This window comes from Micromonospora sp. CA-111912 (assembly GCF_050948415.1).
In the GTDB taxonomy this organism is placed as follows: Bacteria; Actinomycetota; Actinomycetes; order Mycobacteriales; family Micromonosporaceae; genus Micromonospora.
The window spans coordinates 5,704,478-5,726,127 of record NZ_CP192007.1; the positions used below are offsets into that span (position 1 = coordinate 5,704,478).

The following is a 21,650-nucleotide window of genomic DNA, read 5'->3' on the forward strand; positions in this document are numbered from 1 at the left end:
GCTCGTCCGGGCCGGGCGCCATGGGGTACGAGGGCGGACCGGCCGGTCCGGGTGCGGTCATAGGTGCAGGGTAGTGCCCGGCGGCTCAGCGGTACGGGGCAGCGGCCCGATCACTGGGGTTCACCTCGACCGCCCCGCCGGGGGCCGCGACGGCCAGCGCCTCGTACGCGGACGGCTCGTCGAGCGACTCAGCCAGCAGCGGGGTGGCGTGCACCTTGACGTCGAACCCGCCCAGTGCCCGCCGGTAGGCCCCGACGGACTCCCACTCGGTGACGAGACACCAGTGGCGCGGGTCGTCCAACGCTCGGAGCAGTTCCCCGCGCAGGTAGCCGGGGCGGGCGGCGAGCGCGGCCAGGGCGGCGTGCGCGCGTTCGGTGAAGGTGGGTGCGACGTCCTCGTCGACCACGAACCGGTTGGTGACCAGCACCGGGTCCTCCTCGTAGAGTCTGTGGGATGCAGCGTACGCAGCGCACCTTGCTGGGCCGGTTGGCCCGGGCGAACCCGACGACGATCTTCCTGGTCACGCTGGCGCTGGTGCTGGTGGCGCTGTTCACCCCGGGCGTGGTCGGCGGGGTGCTGCTGCTGGCCCTCGCCGCCGCCCTGGTCGCGCTGCTGCTGACCACCTGGGCGGTGCAGGCGCCGGCCACCCGGGTGATCCGGCTGGTGATGCTCACCCTGCTGGTCACCGCGGCGCTGACGAAGTTGCTCTGATCACCGCGCTACGGTGAACCGGCCCGTCCGAACGGGGCATTATCAGACACCCCGCTCGCATGCAAGCATGCGTTTTTGACAATCAATTTCGTTGTCACGGAGAGTTGGGGCATGAAGCTCCGCCGCTCCACCGCACGTGCCCTGGCCGCAGCGACCGCCCTGATAGCCCTCGGCACCGTCACCGCCTGCGCGGAGGACGGCGCCGGCGCGGACCCGCAGCGGGTCGACGTGGCCGCCGCCTTCTACCCGCTCCAGTTCGTCGCCGAGCGGATCGGGGGCGACGCGGTCCGGGTGACGAACCTGACCAAGCCCGGCGCCGAGCCGCACGACCTGGAGCTCACCCCCCGCCAGGTCGGCGAGGTGAACCAGGCCGAGCTGATCATCTACCTCAAGGGCTTCCAGCCCGCGGTGGACGAGGCGGTCGAGCAGAACGGCGGCGACCGGGCCTTCGACGTCACCAGGGTGCAGCCGCTGCTGGCCGGGAACGCCGGCGGGCACGACCACCACGGTGAAGAGGCCGGACACGGGGGCGGGGAGGAGGGCGGCGGCCAGGACCCGCACCTGTGGCTCGACCCGACCCGGCTGGCCACCGTCGGCGACCGGCTCGCCGAGCGGCTCGGTCGGGTCGACCCGGACCGCGCCGCCGACTACACCGCCCGGGCGGGTGCGTTGCGCGCCGAGCTGGAGACGCTGGACGCCGAGTTCGCCGCCGGGCTGCGGACCTGCCAACGCCGCGAGCTCGTGGTGAGCCACACCGCGTTCGGTTACCTGACCGAGCGCTATCGGCTCGACCAGGTCGGCCTCACCGGGCTGGCCCCGGAGAACGAGCCCTCCCCGCAGCGCCTCGCCGAGGTCGCCCGGGAGGCCCGGGAGCACCAGGCCACCACGATCTTCTTCGAGACCCTGGTCAGCCCGAAGGTCGCCGAGACCATCGCCCGCGAGGTGGGGGCGAAGACCGCGGTGCTCGACCCGCTGGAAGGCCTGTCCGCCGATCACGGCGGGGACTACCTTTCGGTGATGCGCACCAACCTGGCGACCCTGCGCACGGCGTTGAGCTGCTCGTGAACGCTCCTGTCATCACCGTCACCCGGGGGGCGGTCGGCTACGACGGCCGCCCGGTGCTGCGCGACGTCTCGCTGACCGTCACCGCCGGCGAGGTGGTCGCCGTGCTCGGCGCCAACGGCTCCGGCAAGTCCACCCTGATCCGCGCGGTGCTCGGGCTGGTCCCGTTGCAGGCCGGGTCGATCGCGCTCTTCGGCGCCCCGCTGCGCCGGTTCCGGCAGTGGCAGCGGATCGGGTACGTCCCGCAGCGCCTCGGCGCCGGCGGCGGCGTCCCGGCCACCGTCCGCGAGGTGGTGGCCTCGGGCCGGCTCGCCCGCCGGGGCGTGCTGCGCCCGCCGGGCCGGGCCGACCGGGCGGCGGTCGATGCCGCGCTGGCCGCTGTCGGCCTGGCCGACCGGGCCGGCGACCCGGTGGCCACCCTCTCCGGCGGCCAGCAGCAGCGCACCCTGATCGCCCGGGCCCTGGCCGGCGAGCCGGAGCTGCTGGTCCTCGACGAGCCGACCGCCGGGGTCGACGCCGCCAGCCAGGAGGCGTTCGCCGGGGCGCTGCACGGTTTCGTCGACGGCGGCGGGACGGTGCTGCTGGTGGCCCACGAGCTGGGGCCGCTGCGACCGCTGATCACCCGGGCCGTGGTGGTGCACCACGGCGGGATCGCCCACGACGGCGCGGTCCCCGAGCCGGCCGGCCACCACGCCGACCCCGACCACGACCACGTGCACCCGCACGGACCCGACGAGCCCGCTGGGCTGTGGAGCAGTTGAGCATGGAGCTTTTCCAGTACCCGTACATGCAGCGCGCCCTGATCGGCGCGCTGGTCATCGGCCTGGCCGCCCCGGCGCTCGGCATCTACCTGGTGCAGCGCCGGCTGGCCCTGATCGGCGACGGGGTGGGCCACGTGGCGCTCACCGGCGTCGGCGCCGGGCTGTTGCTCAACCGTTCCCCGGTGCTGGTGGCCGTGGTCGTGGCGACGCTCGGCGCGATCACCATCGAACTGGTCCGGGCGCGTGGACGCACCTCGGGCGACCTCGCGCTGGCGCTGCTGTTCTACGGCGGGATCGCGGGCGGGGTGACGCTGGTCGGGCTCTCCGACGCCACCAGCGCGAAGCTCAACGCGTACCTGTTCGGGTCGCTGACCACCATCTCGCCGCAGGACCTGACCACCATCGTGGTGCTCGGCGTGGCGCTCCTGGTGACCATGTTGGCGCTGCGCCCGGCGCTGTTCGCGGTCTGCCACGACGAGGAGTACGCCCGGGTCGCCGGGCTGCCCGTGCGGGCGCTGAACATGCTGCTCGCGGTCGGCACCGCGGTCACCGTGACGATCGCCATGCGGGCCGTCGGGGTGCTGCTGATCAGCGCCCTGATGGTGGTCCCGGTGGCCACCGCCCAGCAGGTCACCCGGGGCTTCCGCAGCACGATGGCCGCGGCGATGACGCTCGGGCTGTTCGCCGCCGGCTCCGGGGTCTGGGTGGCCGCCAACGCCGACACCGCCCCCGGCGCGTCCGTGGTGCTGCTGGCGATCGCCTCGTTCCTCGTCGTCGCGGTCGCCGGCGCCGGCTGGCGGGCGGTGCGCCGACGCCGGACGACGGCCGGGACAGCGGTCGTCGAGCCGCCCGAAGTGGTGCTTCGGTGATCCTGCGCCCCGGCGGCCCGGTGGGATTGGTTACCGTTACAAGGTGACCGGCGGATCAGGATACGAGGCGTACGAGGACGCCGGTGAGCTGCTGCGCGCCCTCGCGGCCCCGATCCGGCTGGCGATCGTGAGCGAACTGGCGCAAGGTGAACGGTGCGTGCACGAACTGGTGGAGAAGCTCGGTGCGACGCAGCCGCTGGTCTCGCAACATTTGCGGGTGCTGCGGGGGGCCGGCGTGGTCCGCGGCTCCCGGCGCGGGCGGGAAATCGCGTACGCGCTGGTCGACGAGCACGTCGCGCACATCGTGGCCGACGCGGTCAGCCACGCAGGGGAGGCATCGTGACCGAGGGGAACCCCGTCCGGAACACCCGGCAGCGCTCGGCGGTGAGCGCACTGCTCGCCGAGGTCGAGGGGTTCCACAGCGCGCAGGACCTGCATGCCATGCTCCGCGAGCGCGGCGAGCGGGTGGGGCTGACCACCGTCTACCGCACCCTGCAGGGGCTCGCCGACGCGGGCGAGATCGACGTGATGCGCCCGCCCGGCGGCGAGCACCTCTACCGGCGGTGCAGCGAGGGCCACCACCACCATCTGGTCTGCCGGGCCTGCGGGCGCACCGTCGAGGTGGCCGGGCCGACCGTGGAGACCTGGGCGGAGCGGGTGGCGGCGCAACACGGGTACGCCGACGTCAGCCACACCCTGGAGATCTTCGGCACCTGCCCGGCCTGCGCCGGCTGACCCCGCCCAGCAGCCCGGCAGCCCTTCAGCCCCACGCAGTCCTTCAGCCCCACGGCCCCACGGCCCGGCCGCCGTACCGCGCCGGCCGGGTCGCGTCCGCGCCGGGCGCAAAAACCGACCCGTGCCGGGCGGGTCGGGCCGTGACACGCTGTCCGGCGTGAAGATCTACGCCGATCGCTTCCCGACCGCCGTCCGCCAGTTCCTGACCGACCTGCTCGTCGCCGTCTGGGTGTACGCCGCGATCCGCTTCGCGCTCTGGGTGCACGACCTGGTGCAGAAGCTCGCCGTACCCGGACAGAAGCTGGAGGGGGCCGGCGGCGGCCTCGCCGACAACCTGGCCGACGCCGGCGGCAAGATCCGCCGGGTGCCGCTGGTCGGCGACGAGCTGACCGCCCCGTTCGCGAAGGCCGCCGACGCCGCCCGGTCGATGGCCGAGGCGGGCCGGGACCAGCAGGAACTGGTCGGCCAGCTCGCCCTGGCGCTCAGCATCGCGGTGCTGGTGTTCCCGCTCGGCCTGGTGCTGTTCGGCTGGCTGCCGCTGCGGCTGCGTTGGATGCGACGGGCCGCCTCGGCCAAGGCACTGGCCGCCGTCCCGGCCGGGCGGGACCTGCTGGCCCTGCGGGCGCTGGCCGGTCAGCCGATCGGCAAGCTGACCCGGATCGCCCCGGACGTGGCCGACGCGTGGCGACGCGGCGACGACGCCACGGTCGAGGCGCTCGCCGCGCTGGAGCTGCGCGGGCTCGGGCTCCGAGGTGGCCGCTAGGGTGGTCCGGTGCTCTACTTCCTGATCGTCGTCGCCGTGCTGCTGCTGGTCTACGCCGTCGTGCTGGTCAGCTTCGTCCGCCGGGGCCGCAAGATACCGCCGGCGGCGTACCTGGTGCTGGCGGCGCTCAACGGGCTGATCCTGGCCGCCGTGCTGGCCTGGGCCATCGCCCGGTGAGCCCGCGCCGGCCCGGGGCGCTCCGCTGCGGACGGGCCCCCTGCCGTGCCACGGGCGTCGGCAGGGGACCCTCCCTCGTCACTCGGGGCGGGGGATGCGGCGGCGCACGTCCTGGGCGGTGGACGGGCCGGGGGTCCAGCTGGCCACCCAGGGCAGGTCGGCCGGCGGGGTGATCACCCCGTCCTCCAGGGCCGCGTACCGGCCGTCGAGAATCCGCTTCGCCGCCGCCACGTCGACGGAGTCGGTGTTCGCCCACAGGTCGGTGAACAGGGCGTCGATCCGCAGCCTGGCCTGGCGGCAGAAGAGGTCGGCCAGCTCGACGTTCTCCGGGCGGGTGTCCTTCTCCGCGTACGCCCGGACGCAGACCGCGGACATCGCGAACAGCTCCGCGCCGATGTCCACCACCCGGCCGAGGAACGCCTGCTTGCGCTCCATCTTGCCCTGCCAGCGGGACATCGCGTAGAACGTCGACCGGGCCAGCTTGCGGCTGTGCCGCTCGACCTGGCGCAGGTGGCCGGCGAGCGGGCCGAACTCGGCGTACGCCCTCGGTGCCTGGCCCCGGCCGACGGCGAGGGTGGGGAGCCACTTCGCGTAGAAGGCCCCGGCCCGCGCGCCGGCCTTCGCCTTGCGGCCGAGCCCGGCGTCGGGGTCGATGATGTCCCCGGCGACCGAGAGGTGGGCGTCGACCGCCTCGCGGGCGATGAGCAGGTGCATGATCTCGGTGGAGCCCTCGAAGATCCGGTTGATCCGCAGGTCGCGCAGCATCTGCTCGACCGCGGCCGGGCGCTCGCCCCGGGCGGCCAGGGAGTCGGCCGTCTCGTAGCCGCGCCCGCCCCGGATCTGGAGCAGCTCGTCGCCGATCTTCCAGGCCATCTCGCTGGCGTAGAGCTTGACCAGGGCCGCCTCGATCCGGATGTCGTTGCGGTCGTCGTCGGCGAGCAGGCAGCACAGGTCCAGCATGGTCTCCATGCCGTACGTGGTGGCGGCGACGAACGAGAGCTTCTGCGCGACGGCCTCGTGCGCGCCCACCGGCCGGCCCCACTGGACCCGGTCGGCGGCCCAGTCCCGGGCCACGTTCAGCGACCACTTCCCCGCGCCGACGCACATCGCCGGCAGCGACAGCCGCCCGGTGTTCAGCGTGGTCAGGGCGATCTTCAGCCCCTTGCCCTCGCCGCCGATGACGTTCTCGTTCGGCACGAACACGTCGTGGAACCGGGTGAGGCTGTTCTCCAGGCCGCGCAGGCCGGTGAACTCGTTGCGCCGCTCCACCGTGATGCCCTCGGCGTCGCCGTCGACGACGAAGGCGGTGATCCCGCCGCGCCGCCCCTCGCCGGCCGGCACCCGGGCCATCACCACCAGCAGGGTGGCCACGGTGCCGTTGGTGGCCCACAGCTTCACCCCGTTGAGCCGGTACCCGGCGCCGTCGGCGGTCGGCTCGGCCGTGGTGGCCAGCCGTGCCGGGTCGGAGCCGACGTCCGGCTCGGTGAGCAGGAACGCCGACACCTCGCCGGCGGCGAGCCGGGGCAGGAAGCGCTGCTTCTGCTCGTCGGTGCCGAACATCTTCAGCGGCTGCGGGACGCCGATCGACTGGTGGGCCGACAGCAGCGCGCCGATCGCCGGGCTGACCGACCCCGCCAGCATCAACGCCCGGCAGTAGTGCAGGTTGCTCAGCCCGAGCCCGCCGTGGGACCGGTCGATCTTCATGCCGAACGCGCCGAGCCGGGCCAGCCCGTGGAACACCTCGTCGGGGATGCGGGCGTCGCGCTCGATGGCCGCCCCGTCCACCTCGGACTCCAGGTACGCCCGCAGCCTGCCGAGGAACTCCCCGGCCCGGGCGTCCTCGGCCGGGTCGGTACGCGGCCAGGGGTGGATCAGGTCGATCCGGAGCCGGCCGAGGAACAACTCCTTGCCGAAGCTCGGCCGGTCCCACGCGGACTCGCGGGCCGCCTCGGCGACCTGCCGGGCCTCCTTCTCCGACACCTGACCGGCCTCCGCCGGCAGCGCCCCCGCGCCTCCGGCGGCGTCGACGGCGACAGCGTCGGCGGTGGCCTCGGCGGTGGGTGCGGCGTCGTTGGCGTCGGCGTCGGCGGTGGCCTCGGCGGTGGGTGCGGCGTCGTTGGCGTTGGCGTCGGTGGTGGCCTCGCTGACGTCGGCGGCGGGGCCCGGGACGGCCGGGGCCGGATCGTCGATCGGCGCGACCCGGCCGGTGGGGCCGCCCGCCGGGGCTCCCCCCGCCGGGTCGGGCGCGGGTCGGCTGTTCTGCGTCGTGGTCACGGCGGCCCCCTCGAACCTCGGTCCGGATGCGTCAACGTGCTCGACAAAGCAACGCTACCCCCGGCTGTTACCCAGGGGTAGCGTTGCGTGCACCTCGGATTTTCCCCAGCGTCCGCGCTGGTCGGCGGGATCAGCTGCCGGGCAGCACCTGCGGATCGTCATCGTCGTCGTCGATGTCGTCGTCGCCCCAGTTGCGGCGGGCGAACGGCAGGACCACCCAGAAGGCCAGGAACCAGACCGCCGTGATCCCGGTGAGCACGAAGGCGATGCCCCGGTCCAGCACGAAGTCGGTGATCAGCAGGACCGCGCTGACCATCGCGACGAGCATGAAGGCGAGCCCGCCGCTGGCCATCCGGTGGGCGAACCGGACCAGCTCCGGCTTGCGCCCCTGCCGGAACAGCGCCCGGTGGAAGGCGACCGGGGAGATGATCATGGCGGTGGCACCGGCCGCCGACAGCAACGCGACGATGTAGACGTCTCTCTGGAACTCGCTGGTGTGCGTGAAGCCGTTGCTGAACGGCAGGGTCAGCAGGAACGCGAACAGGATCTGCACGCCGGTCTGGGCGACCCGCAACTCCTGGAGCAGGTCGGCGAAGTTGCGCTGCCAGCGCTGCTTCTCAGTTTCCTTCGACACGCGCTACCTCCGGGGTGACGGTACTGCCGGCGGGATCCACCCCGCCGGCAGCAACGGCTTTGCCCCGTCGGGCGGATGGCGAAACCGACTCACGACCACACCCCGCCCGGCGCGGTCAGGACCCCCGGCGGATACGGCCGGCGTACCGGGCCTCCAGCTCGTTGTTGTGCTCGTCGCCGCCGGCGATGTTCGCCGACAGGTAGACCGGGGGCCGTTCCCCCGCCGCGAGCAGCCGGGACACCACCTCGACCGTGAGCTGCTGCGCCAGCAGGGCGGCGGTGATGGAGGAGACCGCGCCGACCGCGCCACCGCCAGGCAGCGGCAGGGTCGCGTCGCCGTACGGGGCGCCGTTGTCCAGCACCACGTCGGCGAACTCGGCCAGCTTCCGGCCGGACGGGTGGCGGGACGTCATCCGTGCCGAGTGCTGCGCCGAGGTGATCGCGACGAGGCCGTGGCCGCGCTCCTTCACCAGAGCGGCGAACTCCACGATGGCCCCGTTGACGCCGGAGTTGGAGGCGACCACGAAGACGTCCGACGGGCGGACCGGGGCCAGCTCGTAGAGGCGGTGGGCCACCGCCGGGTCGCGCTCCAGCAGCGGGCCCAGGACGTCGGCCGGTGCCCCGCCGTGCAGTACGAGATCGCGCAGCGCGATCCGGTTGGTCGGCACCAGGCCGCCGGCCCGGCCGGCGATCTCCATGGCGAGGGCCTCGGAGTGGCCGGTGCCGAACGCGTGGACCACCCCGTCGGCGCGCAGCGCGTCGGCGACCAGGTCGGCCGCCCGGCCCACCGCCTCCCGTTGGCTGCCCGACACCCGGCCGATCGTCTCCGTCACCACCGCGAGGTAGTCCTCGGCGCTCACCGTCATGCTTTCTCCTCCGTCCGTCGGTTGCGGGCCAGCCAGTCCACCGCGAAGTCGACCGCCGCCCGCTGGCGCATCGACCTGCCCGTCCCGTCGCCGACCGGGCCGATCCGGACCGCGCCGGTCGACTCCAGGTCCGCCCCGAGCCGGGGGAAGTCGGCCGAGTCGACCGCCACGTCCTCCCACCATGCCCAGTGCTGGCCGCCGTCACGGGTGCGCACCGCCGCGCCCACCCGTTCCCTCGGCGGGGCGGCCTGCCGGTACTCCGCCAGGTGCAGCGACGTGTTGCAGCCGTGGTCGACGCCGAGCAGCAGCACGTCGGCGTCCAGGTCGTACAGCCGGCCCAGCGGCGAACCGGAGCCGAGCATGTCGGTCAGCGGATGCCCGGCCACGATCTCCTCGGCGGCGGGCCCGAGCGCGGCGAACGAGACGTGCGGGTGGTCGCTGCGCCGGGCCCTCGGCCAGCCCCGGACGGTCTCGGCCAGCGCCCCCATGAACCGGCTCGGGGTGACCGCCGGGTCGAAGCCGGGAGTCTCCGCGCGGATCACCGGCCACCAGTCCGCGGGCACCGGCGGGTTGCTCCACCCGGCCGGGTCGCTGTTCTCCGGCGTGTGGGTCGGCACCACCAGCGTGCCCTCGGGGCCGAGCACGTCGAGCAGGGCGAGGGCCACCGCCTGCGGGCCGCCGCAGACGAACCCGAGGGCCCGCAGTCCGGCGTGCACGAGCACGATGCCGCCGGGGCGTACCCCCAGGTCGTGGAGCTGCGCGGCGAGCGACGCGCGGGTGTGCGGCCGGGCCGCCGCGACGCCGCCGCCCGCCGCGCCCGACGGACCCGGGGCGGGGGTCACCGCGCGGCGCCCGTGCGGGCCAGGATCGCCTCGGCGAGCGGACCGGGCGCCTCGTCGGGAATCCAGTGCGAGACGCCGGGCAGCTCGACGAGGCGGTAGTCCCCGGTGACGTGGGCGGCGCACGCCTCGGCGGCGGTGCGGCCGATCGCGATGTCCCTGCTGCTCCACACGAACGCGGTCGGCACCGGCACCGGCCCGACCGCCGCGAGGTCGGCCCGCGACATCGCCCGGTACCAGTTCAACGCGGCGGTCAGCGCGCCCGGCTCGCGCATCGGCTCGGCGTACCGGGCCACCCGGGCGGCGTCGCCGACCCCGCCGAGCAGCTTGCGCAGGGCGGCGGCCCGGAACGTCAGCAGCACCTTCTCCGCCTTGCCCGGCTTGCGGAACAGGGCGATGTACGACGAGCGGGCCTTCTGCTCGGTGTCCGTGGCCAGCGCGTGCGCCATCGCGGCGGGGTGCGGGACGGACACGGCGGTGAGGGTGCGTACCCGGTCGGGGTGGCTCGCGGCCAGCCCCCAGGCCACGATCGCGCCCCAGTCGTGCCCCACCACGTGCGCCGCGTCGACGCCCAGCGCGTCGAGCAGGGCCACCGCGTCGGCGACCAGCTCGGGCAGCCGGTACGCCTCGACCGCCCCGGGCCGGGCGAGCGGCGAGTAGCCCCGCTGGTCCGGCGCGTACGTGCGCAGCCCGGCGGCGTGCAGCGCCGGCGTCACCTCGTCCCACTCGCCGCCGTGCTGCGGGAAGCCGTGCAGCAGCAACACCGGATCGCCGTCGGCCGGCCCACCGGTGCGGGTCTCGAACGTCAGCCCCCGCGCCTCCACCTGCATGATCGGCAGCCTACCCAGCGGGGCCCGGCCTCACTCGTACTGGTTTCGCGGGACGGGATCGGGGGTGAGCTGCGTTCGGATCACATTGCCCGGCGATCTTCCGAGGTGTTAGCGTCGGCGAGACAACTTCATATCCGACAGGGGAGCGCACAGCGCTGAGAGTGCGGGCACCGCCCGCAGACCCTCGAACCTGATCTGGGTAATGCCAGCGCAGGGAGTTCGGTCGACCTCCAGCCGCGCCGCCGTCCGGTAGCCCGGGCGCGGCGTGCGTCTTCTCCTGGTTCACTCAGAACTGGGAGCCATCACATGAGCCACATCGACAGCAACCGCTGGCGCACGATCGACATCGTGGTCGCCTCGGTGATCGCGGTCGCCTTCGGCGTCATCTTCTGGGCCTGGGGCCTGGTCTGGAGCGCCACCGAGGGGGCGTTCGCGTTCTTCCCGCCCGCGCAGACCCTGCTCTACGGGGTCTGGCTGATGCCGGCCGTGGTCGGCGGCCTGGTGATTCGCAAGCCGGGCGCGGCCCTGTACTGCGAGACCGTCGCCGCCGTCCTGTCCGCCCTGCTGGGCAGCCAGTGGGCCGGCACGGTGATCCCGCAGGGCATGGTCCAGGGCATCGGCGCCGAACTGGCCTTCGCCGCGTTCCGGTACCGCTCGTTCCGGCTGCCGACCGCGCTGCTCGCCGGGGCGCTCACCGGCCTCAGCGCCGCCCTGTTCGACTTCCTCGTCTGGAACGCCGAGTACGACCTGGCCAGCTACCGATTCCCGTACGCCCTGCTCACCATCGTCAGCGCCACGGTCGTCTCCGGCGCCGGCGGCTGGGCCCTCACCCGCGCCCTGGCCGGCACGGGCGTCCTGGACCGCTTCCCCGCCGCCCGCGACTACCGCGCCCCCGTCTGACCGTGTTGATCAAGAGGTTTGCGTCGGCCGAACCCGTTTCCCGGACGCAAACCTCTTGATCAACCAGGCTGTTCGGGTGGGGGTTGAGGGGGTTGGTGTGGGTGGGGTCGGGGTGCGGGGGTTCGGGTGGCGGCACGCCGGGCGGCGGGCCTGGGCGGTGCGTGGGGTGGACCTGCACGTCGAGCGTGGCGAGCGGGTGCTGCTGCTCGGGCCGTCGGGGGCGGGCAAGAGCACGCTGCTGGCCGCGCTGGCCGGGCTCCTGCCCGAGGACTCGGGCGAGCAGGAGGGCACCGTCGAGGTCGACGGGGTCGACCCGCGCGCGAACCGGGAACGGGTCGGCATCGTCTTCCAGGACCCGGAGACCCAGCTCGTCATGGCCCGCTGCGGCGACGACGTGGCCTTCGGGCTGGAGAACCGGGGCGCACCGGCCGACGAGATCTGGCCCCGGGTGGACGAGGCGCTGCGCCGGGTCGGCTTCCCGTACCACCGGGACCGGCCGACCGCCGCCCTCTCCGGCGGGGAGCAGCAGCGGCTCGCCCTGGCCGGGACGCTCGCCCTGCGGCCGGGTCTGCTGCTGCTCGACGAGCCGACCGCGAACCTCGACCCGGCCGGGGCGGCGCTGGTCCGCCGCGCGGTGGCCGACGCGATGGACGGCGACACCACGCTGATCCTGGTCGAGCACCGGGTCGCCGAGGCGTTGCCACTGGTCGACCGGGTGGTGGTGCTGGAACCCGGCGGCGGGGTACGCGCCGACGGGCCGCCGGAGGCGGTCTTCGCCGCCCACGGCGACGCCCTCGCCGCCGAGGGGGTCTGGGTGCCCGGCCGGACCGTGCCGCCCCGGCGCGCCGCCGCGGCTCCGGGTGACCTGCTGATCACCGCCGACCGGGTCGCCGTGCCGCCCCGCCTCGCCCCGATCGACCTCGCGGTACGCGCCGGCGAGGCGCTGGCCGTCCTCGGCCCCAACGGCGCCGGCAAGTCCACCCTGGCACTGCTGCTGGGCGGCCTGCTCCGGCCGGGGACCGGCCGGGTGGCGGCGACCGGGGAGCTGGCCGGCAGGGACGCACGGACTCCCCCGTACCGCTGGCGGGCCCCCGCCCTGGCGGGCCGGATCGGGTCGGTCTTCCAGGACCCGGAGCACCAGTTCGTCACCGGAACGGTCTTCGACGAGCTGGCCCTCGGGCCGCGCCGCACCGGCCGGCCCGAGACCGCCGTCCGGGCCACCGTGGACGGACTGCTGGATCGGCTGCGCCTGGCGTCGCTGGCCCGCGCGAACCCGTACACCCTCTCGGGTGGGGAGGCACGGCGGCTGAGCGTGGCGACCGCCCTGGCCACCGCGCCCCGGCTGCTGCTCTGCGACGAACCCACCTTCGGCCAGGACCGACGGACCTGGCTGGAGCTGGTCGACCTCTTCGCCGAGCTGCGCGACGCCGGGCACGGCGTGGTCACCGTCACCCACGACCCGGACTTCGTCGCGGCCCTGGCCGACCGGCAGATCACCGTGACCCGCGAGCCGACGGCGGCGACGTGACCGACATGAACGGCGACCCGGCGGGCGACGTGACCGACAGGGACGGCGGCGTGACGGGCGGCGGCGTGACCGGCGCGTCCGGCGGGGTGGTGGAGGCCACGTGATCAGCATCGAACCGGTGGCGACGCCAGGCGCGCCGCTGGCCCGACGCAACCCGGTGGCGAAGGTCGCGGCGGCGTTGGTCTTCTCGTTCACCCTGCTCGCCACCCTGGACCCGGTCGCCCCGGCGATCGCCCTCGTCATCGAGCTGGCCGTGCTGCCGCTGTTCGGCATCCGGTACCGGGTGCTTGCCCGGCGGGCCGCTCCGCTGCTGCTCGGCGCGGTCGGCATCGTGGCCACCCTGGTCCTCTTCGCCGCCGATCGCTCCGGCCGGGTGCTGGTCGACGCGGGGCCGGTGCTGGTCACCACCGGGGTGCTGCTGACCGCGCTCGGGCTGGCGCTGCGCATGCTGGCCGTGGCGCTGCCCGGCGTGATCGTCTTCGCCACCACGGACCCGACCGACCTGGCCGATGCGCTGATCCAGAACGCGAAGGCACCGGCCCGGTTCGCGATCGGTGCGCTGGCGGCGTTCCGGCTGGTGCCGTTGCTCGGCCAGGAGTGGCAGATGATCAGCATGGCCCGGCGGGCACGCGGGGTCGACGCCGGGCGTAATCCCCTGGCCCGGATGCGGCTGTTCGTCTCGACCGCGTTCGCGCTGCTGGTGGGGGCGATCCGGCGCGGCACCCGGCTCGCGGTGGCGATGGACGCCCGCGGTTTCGACGCGGGCACCCCACGCACCGCCGCCCGGCGGCAGCGGTTCCGGGCCGCCGACGGCCTGCTGATCGCCGGGGCGGCGGCCCTGGCCGGAACGGCGCTGGCGGTCAGCGTCGCGCTGGGCGCGTTCCGCCCACTGATCGGCTGACCGCCCCGCTGACCGGCCGACCGGCTTACTGAGCTGCTCCGGTGCCGGGGCCGGGCGGCCTCCCGGGAACCGCCGACGACCGGCCAGACGTGCAAGATCGTGCTCGAACTTGGAAAGTGGGGCCTCGTTACGGGTAGGAGGCCCCACTTTCCGTGATCGAGCACGATCTTGTTCACTTAGCCAGCGCAATCGCTTGCGCTGCGATCGCGTCCATTCGTACGGATCCGGCCACGCCAAGGATCCGACCAGGGCCCCGCAGGGAGTAAGCCCAAACGCCCGGAGCGGGCCGGCCCCGACAGCCCCACCCCACTCTCACCCGAGCCGAGCCGAGGTAGACCGACCTCGACCCAGGCTCTAGCCGGGAGGTGTGCGGATCAGCTGCGGCGGAAGGCGTATTGGCGGGTCTGGCCGGCGCGCTGGGTGCGGCCGGCAGGGAATTTGGCCCCACCGGCCGGCGGGCCGGTCCTCGGCGGGGGCGGCGTCTCCACCAGGGGCGCCACGTCCAAGGGCGCCACCGGCGGCGACACGCGGAGCGGATCCCCCGCAGGCGACAGGATTGGAGCTGCCGTCCCCGGCTGCGGAAAAACGGCGGCTGCGACGCCGAGGTCCGACGCCGTCACCTCCGGCGGAGACGAACTCGGCGACGGCTTGCGGGGCTTGCGGGGCTTGCGGGAACTGGGCTTGGCTGGCATACCCGGCCTCCTGACTGCTGGTGCCGGCCCCACGGCGAGCTGCTGACACCGACTGCGCGGTGCGGAGCTGCCGCCGGGCGACGGCGGGGCGAACGGAACGGGGAGCGCCCGGGCGTCCGGCCACAACAGGCACCGCGTGGAACGGCGGCGGTGGGAATGCGGACGCCCAGAACGCCGGACCCGCGGCGAGAACGGCGGGTCGGCTTCCAAAAGAGGGGCGTCAGTTACGCATGTACGTGACTGTAGTCGGCCGTCCCGCCCGCCGCACCCGAATTACCGGTCGCGGGCCGCCGCCGGCCCGGACGCACCACATCGTGACACCGCGTCCGCCACCGGGCCCCGCCGCCCGCCCACCGCGATACGGTCGCAGCACCACGGGCGACGCGAGAGGTGGCGGAAACAGATGACGCAGCAGGCGAGGGCGCAGATCGGCGTGACCGGGCTGGCGGTGATGGGCCGGAACCTGGCCCGGAACCTGGCCCGCAACGGGTTCACGGTGGCGGTGCACAACCGGTCCCCGGAGCGCACCCGCAGCCTGGTCGCCGAGCACGGCGACGAGGGCACGTTCGTGCCGTCGGAGTCCCTCGCGGACTTCGTGGCGTCGCTGGAGCGCCCCCGCGCGGTGATCGTGATGGTCAAGGCCGGCGCCCCGACGGACGCGGTGATCGACGATCTGGTCCCGCTGCTGGAGGAGGGCGACATCGTCGTCGACTGCGGCAACGCCCACTTCGCCGACACCCGGCGACGGGAGGAGGCGCTGCGCGGGCACGGGCTGCACTTCTCCGGCACCGGAGTGTCGGGTGGCGAGGAGGGTGCGCTGCGCGGGCCGAGCATCATGCCGGGCGGCTCCGCCGAGTCGTACGCGAAGCTCGGCCCGATGTTCGAGAAGATCGCCGCCCAGGTCGACGGCACGCCGTGCTGCCGGCACATCGGCCCGGACGGCGCGGGCCACTTCGTGAAGATGGTGCACAACGGCATCGAGTACGCCGACATGCAGCTCATCGCGGAGGCGTACGACCTGCTGCGGGCCGGGCTGTCGGCGAGCCCGGCGGAGATCGCGGACATCTTCCGGGAGTGGAACGCCGGCGAGCTGGAGTCGTTCCTCATCGAGATCACCGCCGAGGTGCTGGGGCACACCGACGCGGCGACCGGACGGGCATTCGTCGACGTCGTGCGGGACCAGGCCGAACAGAAGGGCACCGGCCGCTGGACGGTGCAGAGCGCGCTGGACCTGGGCATCCCGATCACCGGCATCGCCGAGGCCACCTTCGCCCGGTCGCTGTCCGGGCACGCCGACCAGCGCGAGGCCGCCCGCAGGGCGTTCGGCGACGCCGGGGAGAAGTGGCAGGTCGAGGACCGGGACGCCTTCGTCGAGGACGTGCGGCGCGCACTGCTGGCCAGCAAGATCGTCGCGTACGCGCAGGGCTTCGACCACATCCGCGCCGGCAGCCGGGAGTACGACTGGGACATCGACCTGGGCGGCACCGCGACGATCTGGCGGGGCGGCTGCATCATCCGGGCCCGCTTCCTGGACCGGATCAAGGAGGCGTACGACGCCGAGCCGGAGCTGCCGTCGCTGCTGGTGGCGCCGTGGTTCGCCGAGGCGGTCAGCGCCGGCGTGCCGAGCTGGCGACGGGTGGTGGTCGACGCGGCCCGCGCCGGCGTGCCGACTCCGGCGTTCTCCTCGTCGCTGGCGTACTTCGACGGGCTGCGCGCCCAGCGGCTGCCCGCCGCGCTGCTCCAGGGGCTGCGGGACAACTTCGGCGCGCACACCTACCAGCGGGTGGACCGGGAGGGGTCGTTCCACACGCTGTGGGGCGGCGACCGTTCCGAGGTGCGGGCCTGACGCGCGCGCCGGCGGAGACGCGTCAGCGCCGCCCCCGGTACGGGGGCGGCGCTGACGGACGGCTCACCAGAACCGGCGGCGCTTCGCCTTCTGTGGGCGCAGCAGATCGGCGCCCTTGCTGAGCACCCGGCTCACGCCGGTCGGGCCGCGCCGGGCCTCCAGGGTGTGGCTGAGCCGGCGAGCTCCGGCCGCGGCCAGCGGCACGGCGACCGCCATGACCGCCCACTGCCCTATCCGCTTCTGAATCATGTGGGTTCACCTCCGTGTCGTGGCTGCTGAGAAGGTGATACCCAGCCGGGCGCGCCGGTAAGCCTGGCTCAGGTCGACGGGGCGACCGGGTTGGGCAGCGCCCCGCCGAAGCGCCGGTCCCGCTGGGCGTACAGCTCGCAGGCGTACCAGAGGTGGCGGCGGTCGAAGTCCGGCCAGAGGGTGTCGAGGAACACCAGCTCCGCGTACGCGGTCTGCCAGAGCAGGAAGTTGGAGATCCGTTCCTCGCCGGACGGGCGGAGGAACAGGTCCACCTCGGGGATCTCCGGGTGGTAGAGGTACTTCGCGATCAGCTTCTCGTTGACCTTGTCCGGGTCGAGCCGGCCGGCCGCCACGTCGCGGGCGATCGCGGCGGCGGCGTCGGCGATCTCCGCCTGCCCGCCGTAGTTGACGCAGAACTGGAGGGTCAACGTCGAGTTCCCCCGGGACATCTCCTCGGCGGTCTGCAACTCGGAGATGACGCTCTTCCACAGCCGCCCGGCCCGGCCGGACCAGACCACCCGGACGCCGAGGTCGACGAGCTGGTCGCGGCGGCGGCGGATGACGTCCCGGTTGAAGCCCATCAGGAACCGGACCTCGTCGGGCGAACGCCGCCAGTTCTCCGTGGAGAACGCGTACGCCGAGAGGTAGGGCACGCCCAGCTCGATCGCGCCCTCGATGGTGTCGAAGAGGCTGAACTCCCCCGCCTCGTGGCCCTTGGTGCGGGGCAGCCCGCGCTCCTTGGCCCACCGGCCGTTGCCGTCCATCACCACGGCGACGTGCCGGGGCACCGCCGCCGGGGGCAGCGCCGGGGGCCGGGCGCCCGACGGGTGCGGAGTCGGCGGCACCGGCTCGCGCCGGCCGGCCCTCATCGATCGGATCACTCGGCTCTCTCCCTGCTCGCGTCCGGCACCCCCGGCCCGGCGACCGGAGCACCCCGGTCGACCAGCGGCAGCGAGCGTAGCGCGCGCTCCAGGTGCCACTGCAGGTGCGCCGCGACCAGGCCGCTGCACTCCCGGCGTACGCCGGTCTCGGTGGCGTCGGCGAGCACCCAGTCGCCGGTGGTCAGCGCGGACATCAGGTCGACGGTGGCCGGGGCGGGGTGCGCCGCGCCGGGGGGCCGGCAGTCCGGGCAGACCGCGCCGCCCGCCGGCACGGAGAACGCCCGGTGCCGCCCCGGGGTGCCGCAGACCGCGCACGCGGTCAGCGCGGGGGCCCACCCCGCGAGGGTCATCCCGCGCAGCAGGTACGCGTCGAGCACCAGCGTGGTGGCGTGGTCGCCCCGGGAGAGGGACTTCAGCGCGCCGAGGGTGAGCTGGAACAGCCGCAGCGAGGGCTCCCGCTCGACGGGGGTGAGCCGCTCGGCCGTCTCGGCGATCGCGCTGGCCGCCGTGTAGCGCGGGTAGTCGCCGAGGAACCGCTTGCCGAACAGGTCGATCCCCTCGACCTGGCTGACGCTGTGCAGCGAGCTGCCGGTGTTGCCCTTCGGGTCGCCGGCGAGCTGCACGTCGACGTGGCCGAACGGCTCCAGCCGGGCGCCGAACTTGCTGGTGGTGCGGCGGACCCCCCGGGCCACCGCGCGGAGCCGGCCGTGCCGGCGGGTGAGCAGGGTGATGATCCGGTCGGACTCGCCGAGCTTCTGCACGCGCAGCACCACCGCGTCGTCGCGGTAGAGCTGTCGGCGGTACCCGGGCATCCGGTCATTCTCCTCGGGGTGCGAAATCAGGGTCGGTTCGGGGTAGCCGGCACGCGATCCCGGATGCGCCCCGGGCCGGCCCGGCCGTAGCGTGCCGGCATGGCTCCGCATCCCACCGCCGCGCCCACCCGGGCCGCCACGCCCCGCCGCGCCGCCGTCGCCGTCCGCCGGCCGGTGACGCGCACCGCCGTCGCCGCCAGCGCCGCTGCCGCGCTGATCCTCGTCGCCGGGTGCGACACCCTGTCGATGCGCCAGCTCGACTTCGACACCACCGAGACCGCCACCGTGGCCCGGGTCGTCGTCCGCCAGGGTTCGGGCGACGTGACGGTACGCGGAACCGGCCCGACCGGCGAGGTACGCGTCAGGCGGGTGCTGCGCTACCACGGTGCCCAGCCCGACACCCGGCACGAGGTGCACGGCGACGAGCTGGTGCTGGACACCGACTGCGGCCGTCGCTGCTCGGTGTCGTACGACGTGACCGTGCCCCCGGGGACGGCGGTGCGTGGCGAGGGCGGCTCGGGCGACATCAACCTGTCCAAGGTCGGCGCGGTCGAGCTGCGGCTCGGCTCGGGCAACATGTACATCGACGGGGCCGCCGGCCCGGTACGGGCCGAGACCGGTTCCGGCAACGTGGAGGTGGACGACGTGCCCGGCCCGGCCATCCTGCGGGCCGGCTCCGGCAACATCACGGGGCGGGGCCTCAGCGGTCAGGTCGACGCCGAGACCGGCTCGGGCGACGTCGACGTGGAGCTGTCCGCCCCCGCCTCGGCGCGGGCCCACGCCGACAGCGGGAACGTGGACCTGGTCGTGCCCGCCGGCCGGTACCGGGTGCGGTCGAGCGTCGGGTCGGGCGATACCGACCTGGGCGTCCCGGACGACCCGGCCGCGACACTGCTGATCGACGTCGCCGCCGGCAGCGGGAACGTGACGGTCACCGCACGCTGATCCTGAGGGTGTGTTCCTCGGCGGCCCGGGGCGCCGGCACCACCGCCCGCCCCGCCGGAGCGGGACTGACCGGCACGACGGAACCGCCGGCCGGGGCGGCCCGCCCCGGCACGGCACCACCGGCATCCCCGGGCCACCCGGGGCGGGCCGCCGTCGCAGCGCCGGGGCGGGCCGCCGGGCGGGGTCGGCCGCCCGGGAGCAGCTCCGGGGGCCGGCGGGCCGCCACGTCCTCCACCCAGCCGACCAGTGCGATGGCCACGCCGACCAGCGCGAAGACCAGCGCCACCCGGATCGCCAGCCCCACCGGGTCCTGGTGGGACCAGCCGACGACGTCGACCAGCGGGGTGAGCGCCACCACGAACGGCATGTGCCAGAGGTAGCAGGTCAGCGCCCGCCGGTTCAGCACGGTCACCGCGCGGCCGAGCAGCGCGTTGCGGTCCACCCAGGCCGCCGACGCCGGGGCCCGGCCGATCGCCACCAGGATGAACGCCGCCGACCAGAGCGCGTTGCCCAGCGGCATGTCGTTCAGGTCGTACCCCCGGGGGCCGGGGTGGGTGACGATCCAGGCCGCCCCGGCGGCGCCGAGGGCGAGCGCGGTGGGGACCAGCACCCGGTTGGCCATGCGGCGCAGCAGGCCGTCGTGGTGGGCGAAGCCGAGCAGCCAGGCCCCGAAGTACAGGCCGAAGTCCCGCAGCACCGCCGGCGCGTTCGGCAGCATGCCGACCTCGATCGCGGCCAGCAGGGCGTACGGGGCGAGCAGGGTGGGCCACGGTGCCCGCCGGAACAGCCAGAGCGCGAGGGGCGAGGCGAACACGAACCAGAGGTAGTCGCGCAGGTACCAGATCGGGCTGAGCGCCAGCGCCCCCCAGTAGTTGGCCGGCGGGTCGGTGACCGGGAACGCCCAGAGCAGCACCTTCGGCGTCAGCGGCAGCCCGGTGAGCAGCATGGCGGGTACGAAGATCGCGGCCACCACCCACAGCGACGGCAGCAGACGGCGCAGCCGCCGGCCCACCGCCGGCGCCCCGGACCTGTCCAGCGACGCCGCCATGAGCGATCCGGCAAGCGCGAACATCACCGACATGGCCGGGAAGAGCAGCGTCAGCGTGCCCCATCCGGTCACGTGGTAGACCACGACTCGGATGATCGCCAGGAAGCGCAGCAGGTCCAGGTATCGGTTTCGCATCAGCCTGCTTCAATGTCAGGGGGCAGGACGCAAACGTTCCCTACCCTCCGACCGAACGCCGGCAAACGCCCACCATCGCGGGTTCAAAGTGAAAAAACCCATACTCCCGGGCCTGACCCGGGAGCGCGCCGGGGGTGGATCAGCGCGACGGCGGGGCGGCGACGAAGCAGCGCCAGCCCCCCGGGGTGAACGCGAGCACCGGGCCGGCGACGTCCTTGCTGTCGCGCACCAGGACCCGGCCCGGCAGGTTGTCGGCCACCTCGACGCAGTCACCGCCGTTCGCGCTCGACCGGGTCGACGTGCGCCAGCGTGGATCGGTCATCGCTCGTCCACCAGCTTCCTGATCAGGTCGCGCGACTGGGCGCGCGGCAGGGCCTCGGCCCGGACAGCCTCCCATGTCCGCTCCAGCGCGGCAACGTGCTCCGAGTCCAGCACCACCCGGCCCGCGAGCTGGTCGTCGAGGTAGCCGACCGGGTCACCGTCGGGCAGGCTGGCCAGCACGAACGCGCCGGACTGGCCGAGGTGGAGCCCGGCCGTCGCGGGCACGACGTGGATCAGGACGCGGGGCCGCTCGCTCATCGCCAGCAGGTGCGCCAACTGCGGGCGCAGCACCTCCGCCGGCCCCCGGCGCAGCACCGTCTCGTCGATGACGAAGGTGGTCAGCGGGGGCGAGTCGCGGTCGAACACCAGCGCCGGGCGGCCCATCCGCAGCTCCAGCGTCCGGGCCTGCTCCTCGGGCGGGGCCAGCCCGGTCGCCAGGATCGCCCGGGCGTACTCCTCGGTCTGCAACAGCCCCGGGATCACCAGCGGCTGGTACGAGCGCAGCGCGGTCGCCCGCGCCTCGTACTCCAGCCAGGGCACCAGCCACGACGGGGCGGTGTCCAGGCTGACCAGGCGCAGCAGCCCCTGGTAGAGCCGTCCGGTGCCGGCCGCCTCGTCCACCCGCCGGCAGTAGTCCGCGCGGGGCGGCCGGTGCCCGGTCTCCACCGCCGAGACGTGCGAGTCCGAGAAGTGGATGGCCCGACCGAAGTCGATCTGGGTCAGGCCCATCCGCTGCCGGACCGCGCGCAGCTCGTGACTGAGGAACTGTGTCGGGTTCATGCACGGACAGTAAGAAGACCTGGCCACGGTCCGCAATCCCCGACACTCCCAGAAATTCCCCAGATCCGCCCCGCAGGCCCGGCGACCCGGCG

Annotated in this window: 25 protein-coding genes and 1 riboswitch; of the genes, 13 read left to right on the forward strand and 12 right to left on the reverse strand. The window is 74.3% G+C overall.

Features of this window, described 5'->3' with window-relative positions:
* Positions 1-85: 85 nt before the first annotated feature.
* Positions 86-427: an antibiotic biosynthesis monooxygenase family protein gene (locus ACQPZO_RS23690; protein WP_433344067.1), complete on the reverse strand. Its 342-nt coding sequence runs from the start codon at positions 425-427 to the stop codon at positions 86-88.
* Between the two features lie 26 nt (positions 428-453).
* Here ACQPZO_RS23690 and ACQPZO_RS23695 point away from each other — a divergent pair, with 26 nt between their 5' ends.
* The 8 genes from ACQPZO_RS23695 (at position 454) to ACQPZO_RS23730 (ending at position 5,078) form a co-directional block, all read left to right on the forward strand.
* Positions 454-711 (forward strand): hypothetical protein, encoded by a 258-nt coding sequence (locus tag ACQPZO_RS23695; RefSeq protein WP_350887290.1) that lies wholly within the window; start codon positions 454-456, stop codon positions 709-711.
* Between the two features lie 111 nt (positions 712-822).
* Positions 823-1,776 carry a metal ABC transporter substrate-binding protein gene (locus ACQPZO_RS23700; protein WP_433344069.1) on the forward strand — a complete coding sequence of 318 codons (954 nt, stop codon included), beginning with the start codon at positions 823-825 and terminating at the stop codon, positions 1,774-1,776.
* Complete coding sequence (locus ACQPZO_RS23705) at positions 1,773-2,534, forward strand: metal ABC transporter ATP-binding protein (protein ID WP_433344071.1); 762 nt, start codon at positions 1,773-1,775, stop codon at positions 2,532-2,534. The genes ACQPZO_RS23700 and ACQPZO_RS23705 overlap by 4 nt, the downstream gene beginning before the upstream one ends.
* A gap of 2 nt (positions 2,535-2,536) precedes the next feature.
* Positions 2,537-3,403 carry a metal ABC transporter permease gene (locus ACQPZO_RS23710; protein WP_433344073.1) on the forward strand — a complete coding sequence of 289 codons (867 nt, stop codon included), beginning with the start codon at positions 2,537-2,539 and terminating at the stop codon, positions 3,401-3,403.
* Between the two features lie 43 nt (positions 3,404-3,446).
* A complete protein-coding gene (locus ACQPZO_RS23715) occupies positions 3,447-3,746 on the forward strand; it encodes an ArsR/SmtB family transcription factor (RefSeq protein WP_161691876.1) in 300 nt (99 codons plus the stop codon).
* Positions 3,743-4,138 carry a Fur family transcriptional regulator gene (locus ACQPZO_RS23720; RefSeq protein WP_433344075.1) on the forward strand — a complete coding sequence of 132 codons (396 nt, stop codon included), beginning with the start codon at positions 3,743-3,745 and terminating at the stop codon, positions 4,136-4,138. The genes ACQPZO_RS23715 and ACQPZO_RS23720 overlap by 4 nt, the downstream gene beginning before the upstream one ends.
* 157 nt (positions 4,139-4,295) lie before the next feature.
* Entirely contained in the window at positions 4,296-4,901 is a 606-nt protein-coding gene (locus ACQPZO_RS23725; protein ID WP_387024989.1) for a hypothetical protein, read from the forward strand.
* A 9-nt stretch (positions 4,902-4,910) separates the two neighbouring features.
* Positions 4,911-5,078 carry a hypothetical protein gene (locus ACQPZO_RS23730; protein ID WP_201754299.1) on the forward strand — a complete coding sequence of 56 codons (168 nt, stop codon included), beginning with the start codon at positions 4,911-4,913 and terminating at the stop codon, positions 5,076-5,078.
* Positions 5,079-5,156: 78 nt separating this feature from the next.
* Here ACQPZO_RS23730 and ACQPZO_RS23735 read toward each other — a convergent pair whose 3' ends face one another.
* The 5 genes from ACQPZO_RS23735 to ACQPZO_RS23755 all read right to left on the reverse strand — a co-directional run bounded on the left by ACQPZO_RS23735 (position 5,157) and on the right by ACQPZO_RS23755 (position 10,520).
* Complete coding sequence (locus ACQPZO_RS23735) at positions 5,157-7,352, reverse strand: acyl-CoA dehydrogenase family protein (RefSeq protein WP_433344077.1); 2,196 nt, start codon at positions 7,350-7,352, stop codon at positions 5,157-5,159.
* A gap of 130 nt (positions 7,353-7,482) precedes the next feature.
* On the reverse strand, positions 7,483-7,986 hold the full coding sequence (locus ACQPZO_RS23740) for a DUF6328 family protein (RefSeq protein WP_433344079.1): 504 nt from the start codon (positions 7,984-7,986) through the stop codon (positions 7,483-7,485).
* 115 nt (positions 7,987-8,101) lie between these two features.
* Complete coding sequence (locus ACQPZO_RS23745; RefSeq protein WP_433344081.1) at positions 8,102-8,851, reverse strand: sugar isomerase domain-containing protein; 750 nt, start codon at positions 8,849-8,851, stop codon at positions 8,102-8,104.
* Positions 8,848-9,693 carry an aminoglycoside N(3)-acetyltransferase gene (locus ACQPZO_RS23750; protein ID WP_433344083.1) on the reverse strand — a complete coding sequence of 282 codons (846 nt, stop codon included), beginning with the start codon at positions 9,691-9,693 and terminating at the stop codon, positions 8,848-8,850. The genes ACQPZO_RS23745 and ACQPZO_RS23750 overlap by 4 nt, the downstream gene beginning before the upstream one ends.
* The gene (locus ACQPZO_RS23755; RefSeq protein WP_433344084.1) at positions 9,690-10,520 is read right to left on the reverse strand and encodes an alpha/beta fold hydrolase; all 831 of its coding nucleotides are present in this window, start codon (positions 10,518-10,520) and stop codon (positions 9,690-9,692) included. Before ACQPZO_RS23755 ends, ACQPZO_RS23750 begins: the two co-directional genes overlap by 4 nt.
* 129 nt (positions 10,521-10,649) lie before the next feature.
* Positions 10,650-10,755: riboswitch (TPP riboswitch) on the forward strand.
* Positions 10,756-10,826: 71 nt separating this feature from the next.
* Here ACQPZO_RS23755 and ACQPZO_RS23760 point away from each other — a divergent pair.
* From ACQPZO_RS23760 to gndA, 4 genes are all read left to right on the forward strand, one after another.
* Positions 10,827-11,420, forward strand: a complete 594-nt coding sequence (locus tag ACQPZO_RS23760) for an ECF transporter S component (protein ID WP_433344086.1) — start codon at positions 10,827-10,829, stop codon at positions 11,418-11,420.
* Positions 11,421-11,517: 97 nt separating this feature from the next.
* The gene (locus tag ACQPZO_RS23765; RefSeq protein ID WP_433351192.1) at positions 11,518-12,948 is read left to right on the forward strand and encodes an ABC transporter ATP-binding protein; all 1,431 of its coding nucleotides are present in this window, start codon (positions 11,518-11,520) and stop codon (positions 12,946-12,948) included.
* A 100-nt stretch (positions 12,949-13,048) separates the two neighbouring features.
* The gene (locus ACQPZO_RS23770) at positions 13,049-13,849 is read left to right on the forward strand and encodes an energy-coupling factor transporter transmembrane component T family protein (RefSeq protein ID WP_433344088.1); all 801 of its coding nucleotides are present in this window, start codon (positions 13,049-13,051) and stop codon (positions 13,847-13,849) included.
* Between the two features lie 1,095 nt (positions 13,850-14,944).
* Complete coding sequence (gene gndA / locus ACQPZO_RS23775) at positions 14,945-16,387, forward strand: NADP-dependent phosphogluconate dehydrogenase (RefSeq protein WP_433344089.1); 1,443 nt, start codon at positions 14,945-14,947, stop codon at positions 16,385-16,387.
* 63 nt (positions 16,388-16,450) lie between these two features.
* Here gndA and ACQPZO_RS23780 read toward each other — a convergent pair whose 3' ends face one another.
* From ACQPZO_RS23780 to recO, 3 genes are all read right to left on the reverse strand, one after another.
* Entirely contained in the window at positions 16,451-16,636 is a 186-nt protein-coding gene (locus tag ACQPZO_RS23780) for a hypothetical protein (RefSeq protein WP_350887253.1), read from the reverse strand.
* 68 nt (positions 16,637-16,704) lie between these two features.
* Entirely contained in the window at positions 16,705-17,505 is an 801-nt protein-coding gene (locus ACQPZO_RS23785; RefSeq protein WP_433351193.1) for an isoprenyl transferase, read from the reverse strand.
* Between the two features lie 8 nt (positions 17,506-17,513).
* A complete protein-coding gene (recO, locus tag ACQPZO_RS23790) occupies positions 17,514-18,329 on the reverse strand; it encodes a DNA repair protein RecO (protein ID WP_433344092.1) in 816 nt (271 codons plus the stop codon).
* Between the two features lie 99 nt (positions 18,330-18,428).
* Here recO and ACQPZO_RS23795 point away from each other — a divergent pair, with 99 nt between their 5' ends.
* Positions 18,429-19,274 carry a DUF4097 family beta strand repeat-containing protein gene (locus ACQPZO_RS23795; RefSeq protein WP_433344094.1) on the forward strand — a complete coding sequence of 282 codons (846 nt, stop codon included), beginning with the start codon at positions 18,429-18,431 and terminating at the stop codon, positions 19,272-19,274.
* Here the strand turns inward: ACQPZO_RS23795 and ACQPZO_RS23800 are convergent.
* The 3 genes from ACQPZO_RS23800 to ACQPZO_RS23810 form a co-directional block, all read right to left on the reverse strand.
* Positions 19,261-20,457, reverse strand: coding sequence for an acyltransferase family protein (locus ACQPZO_RS23800; protein ID WP_433344096.1), 1,197 nt, complete (start codon positions 20,455-20,457; stop codon positions 19,261-19,263). The genes ACQPZO_RS23795 and ACQPZO_RS23800 overlap by 14 nt on opposite strands.
* 139 nt (positions 20,458-20,596) lie before the next feature.
* A complete protein-coding gene (locus ACQPZO_RS23805) occupies positions 20,597-20,779 on the reverse strand; it encodes a DUF397 domain-containing protein (protein ID WP_433344098.1) in 183 nt (60 codons plus the stop codon).
* Positions 20,776-21,558: a Scr1 family TA system antitoxin-like transcriptional regulator gene (locus tag ACQPZO_RS23810; RefSeq protein WP_433344099.1), complete on the reverse strand. Its 783-nt coding sequence runs from the start codon at positions 21,556-21,558 to the stop codon at positions 20,776-20,778. The genes ACQPZO_RS23805 and ACQPZO_RS23810 overlap by 4 nt, the downstream gene beginning before the upstream one ends.
* Between the last annotated feature and the right edge of the window lie 92 nt (positions 21,559-21,650).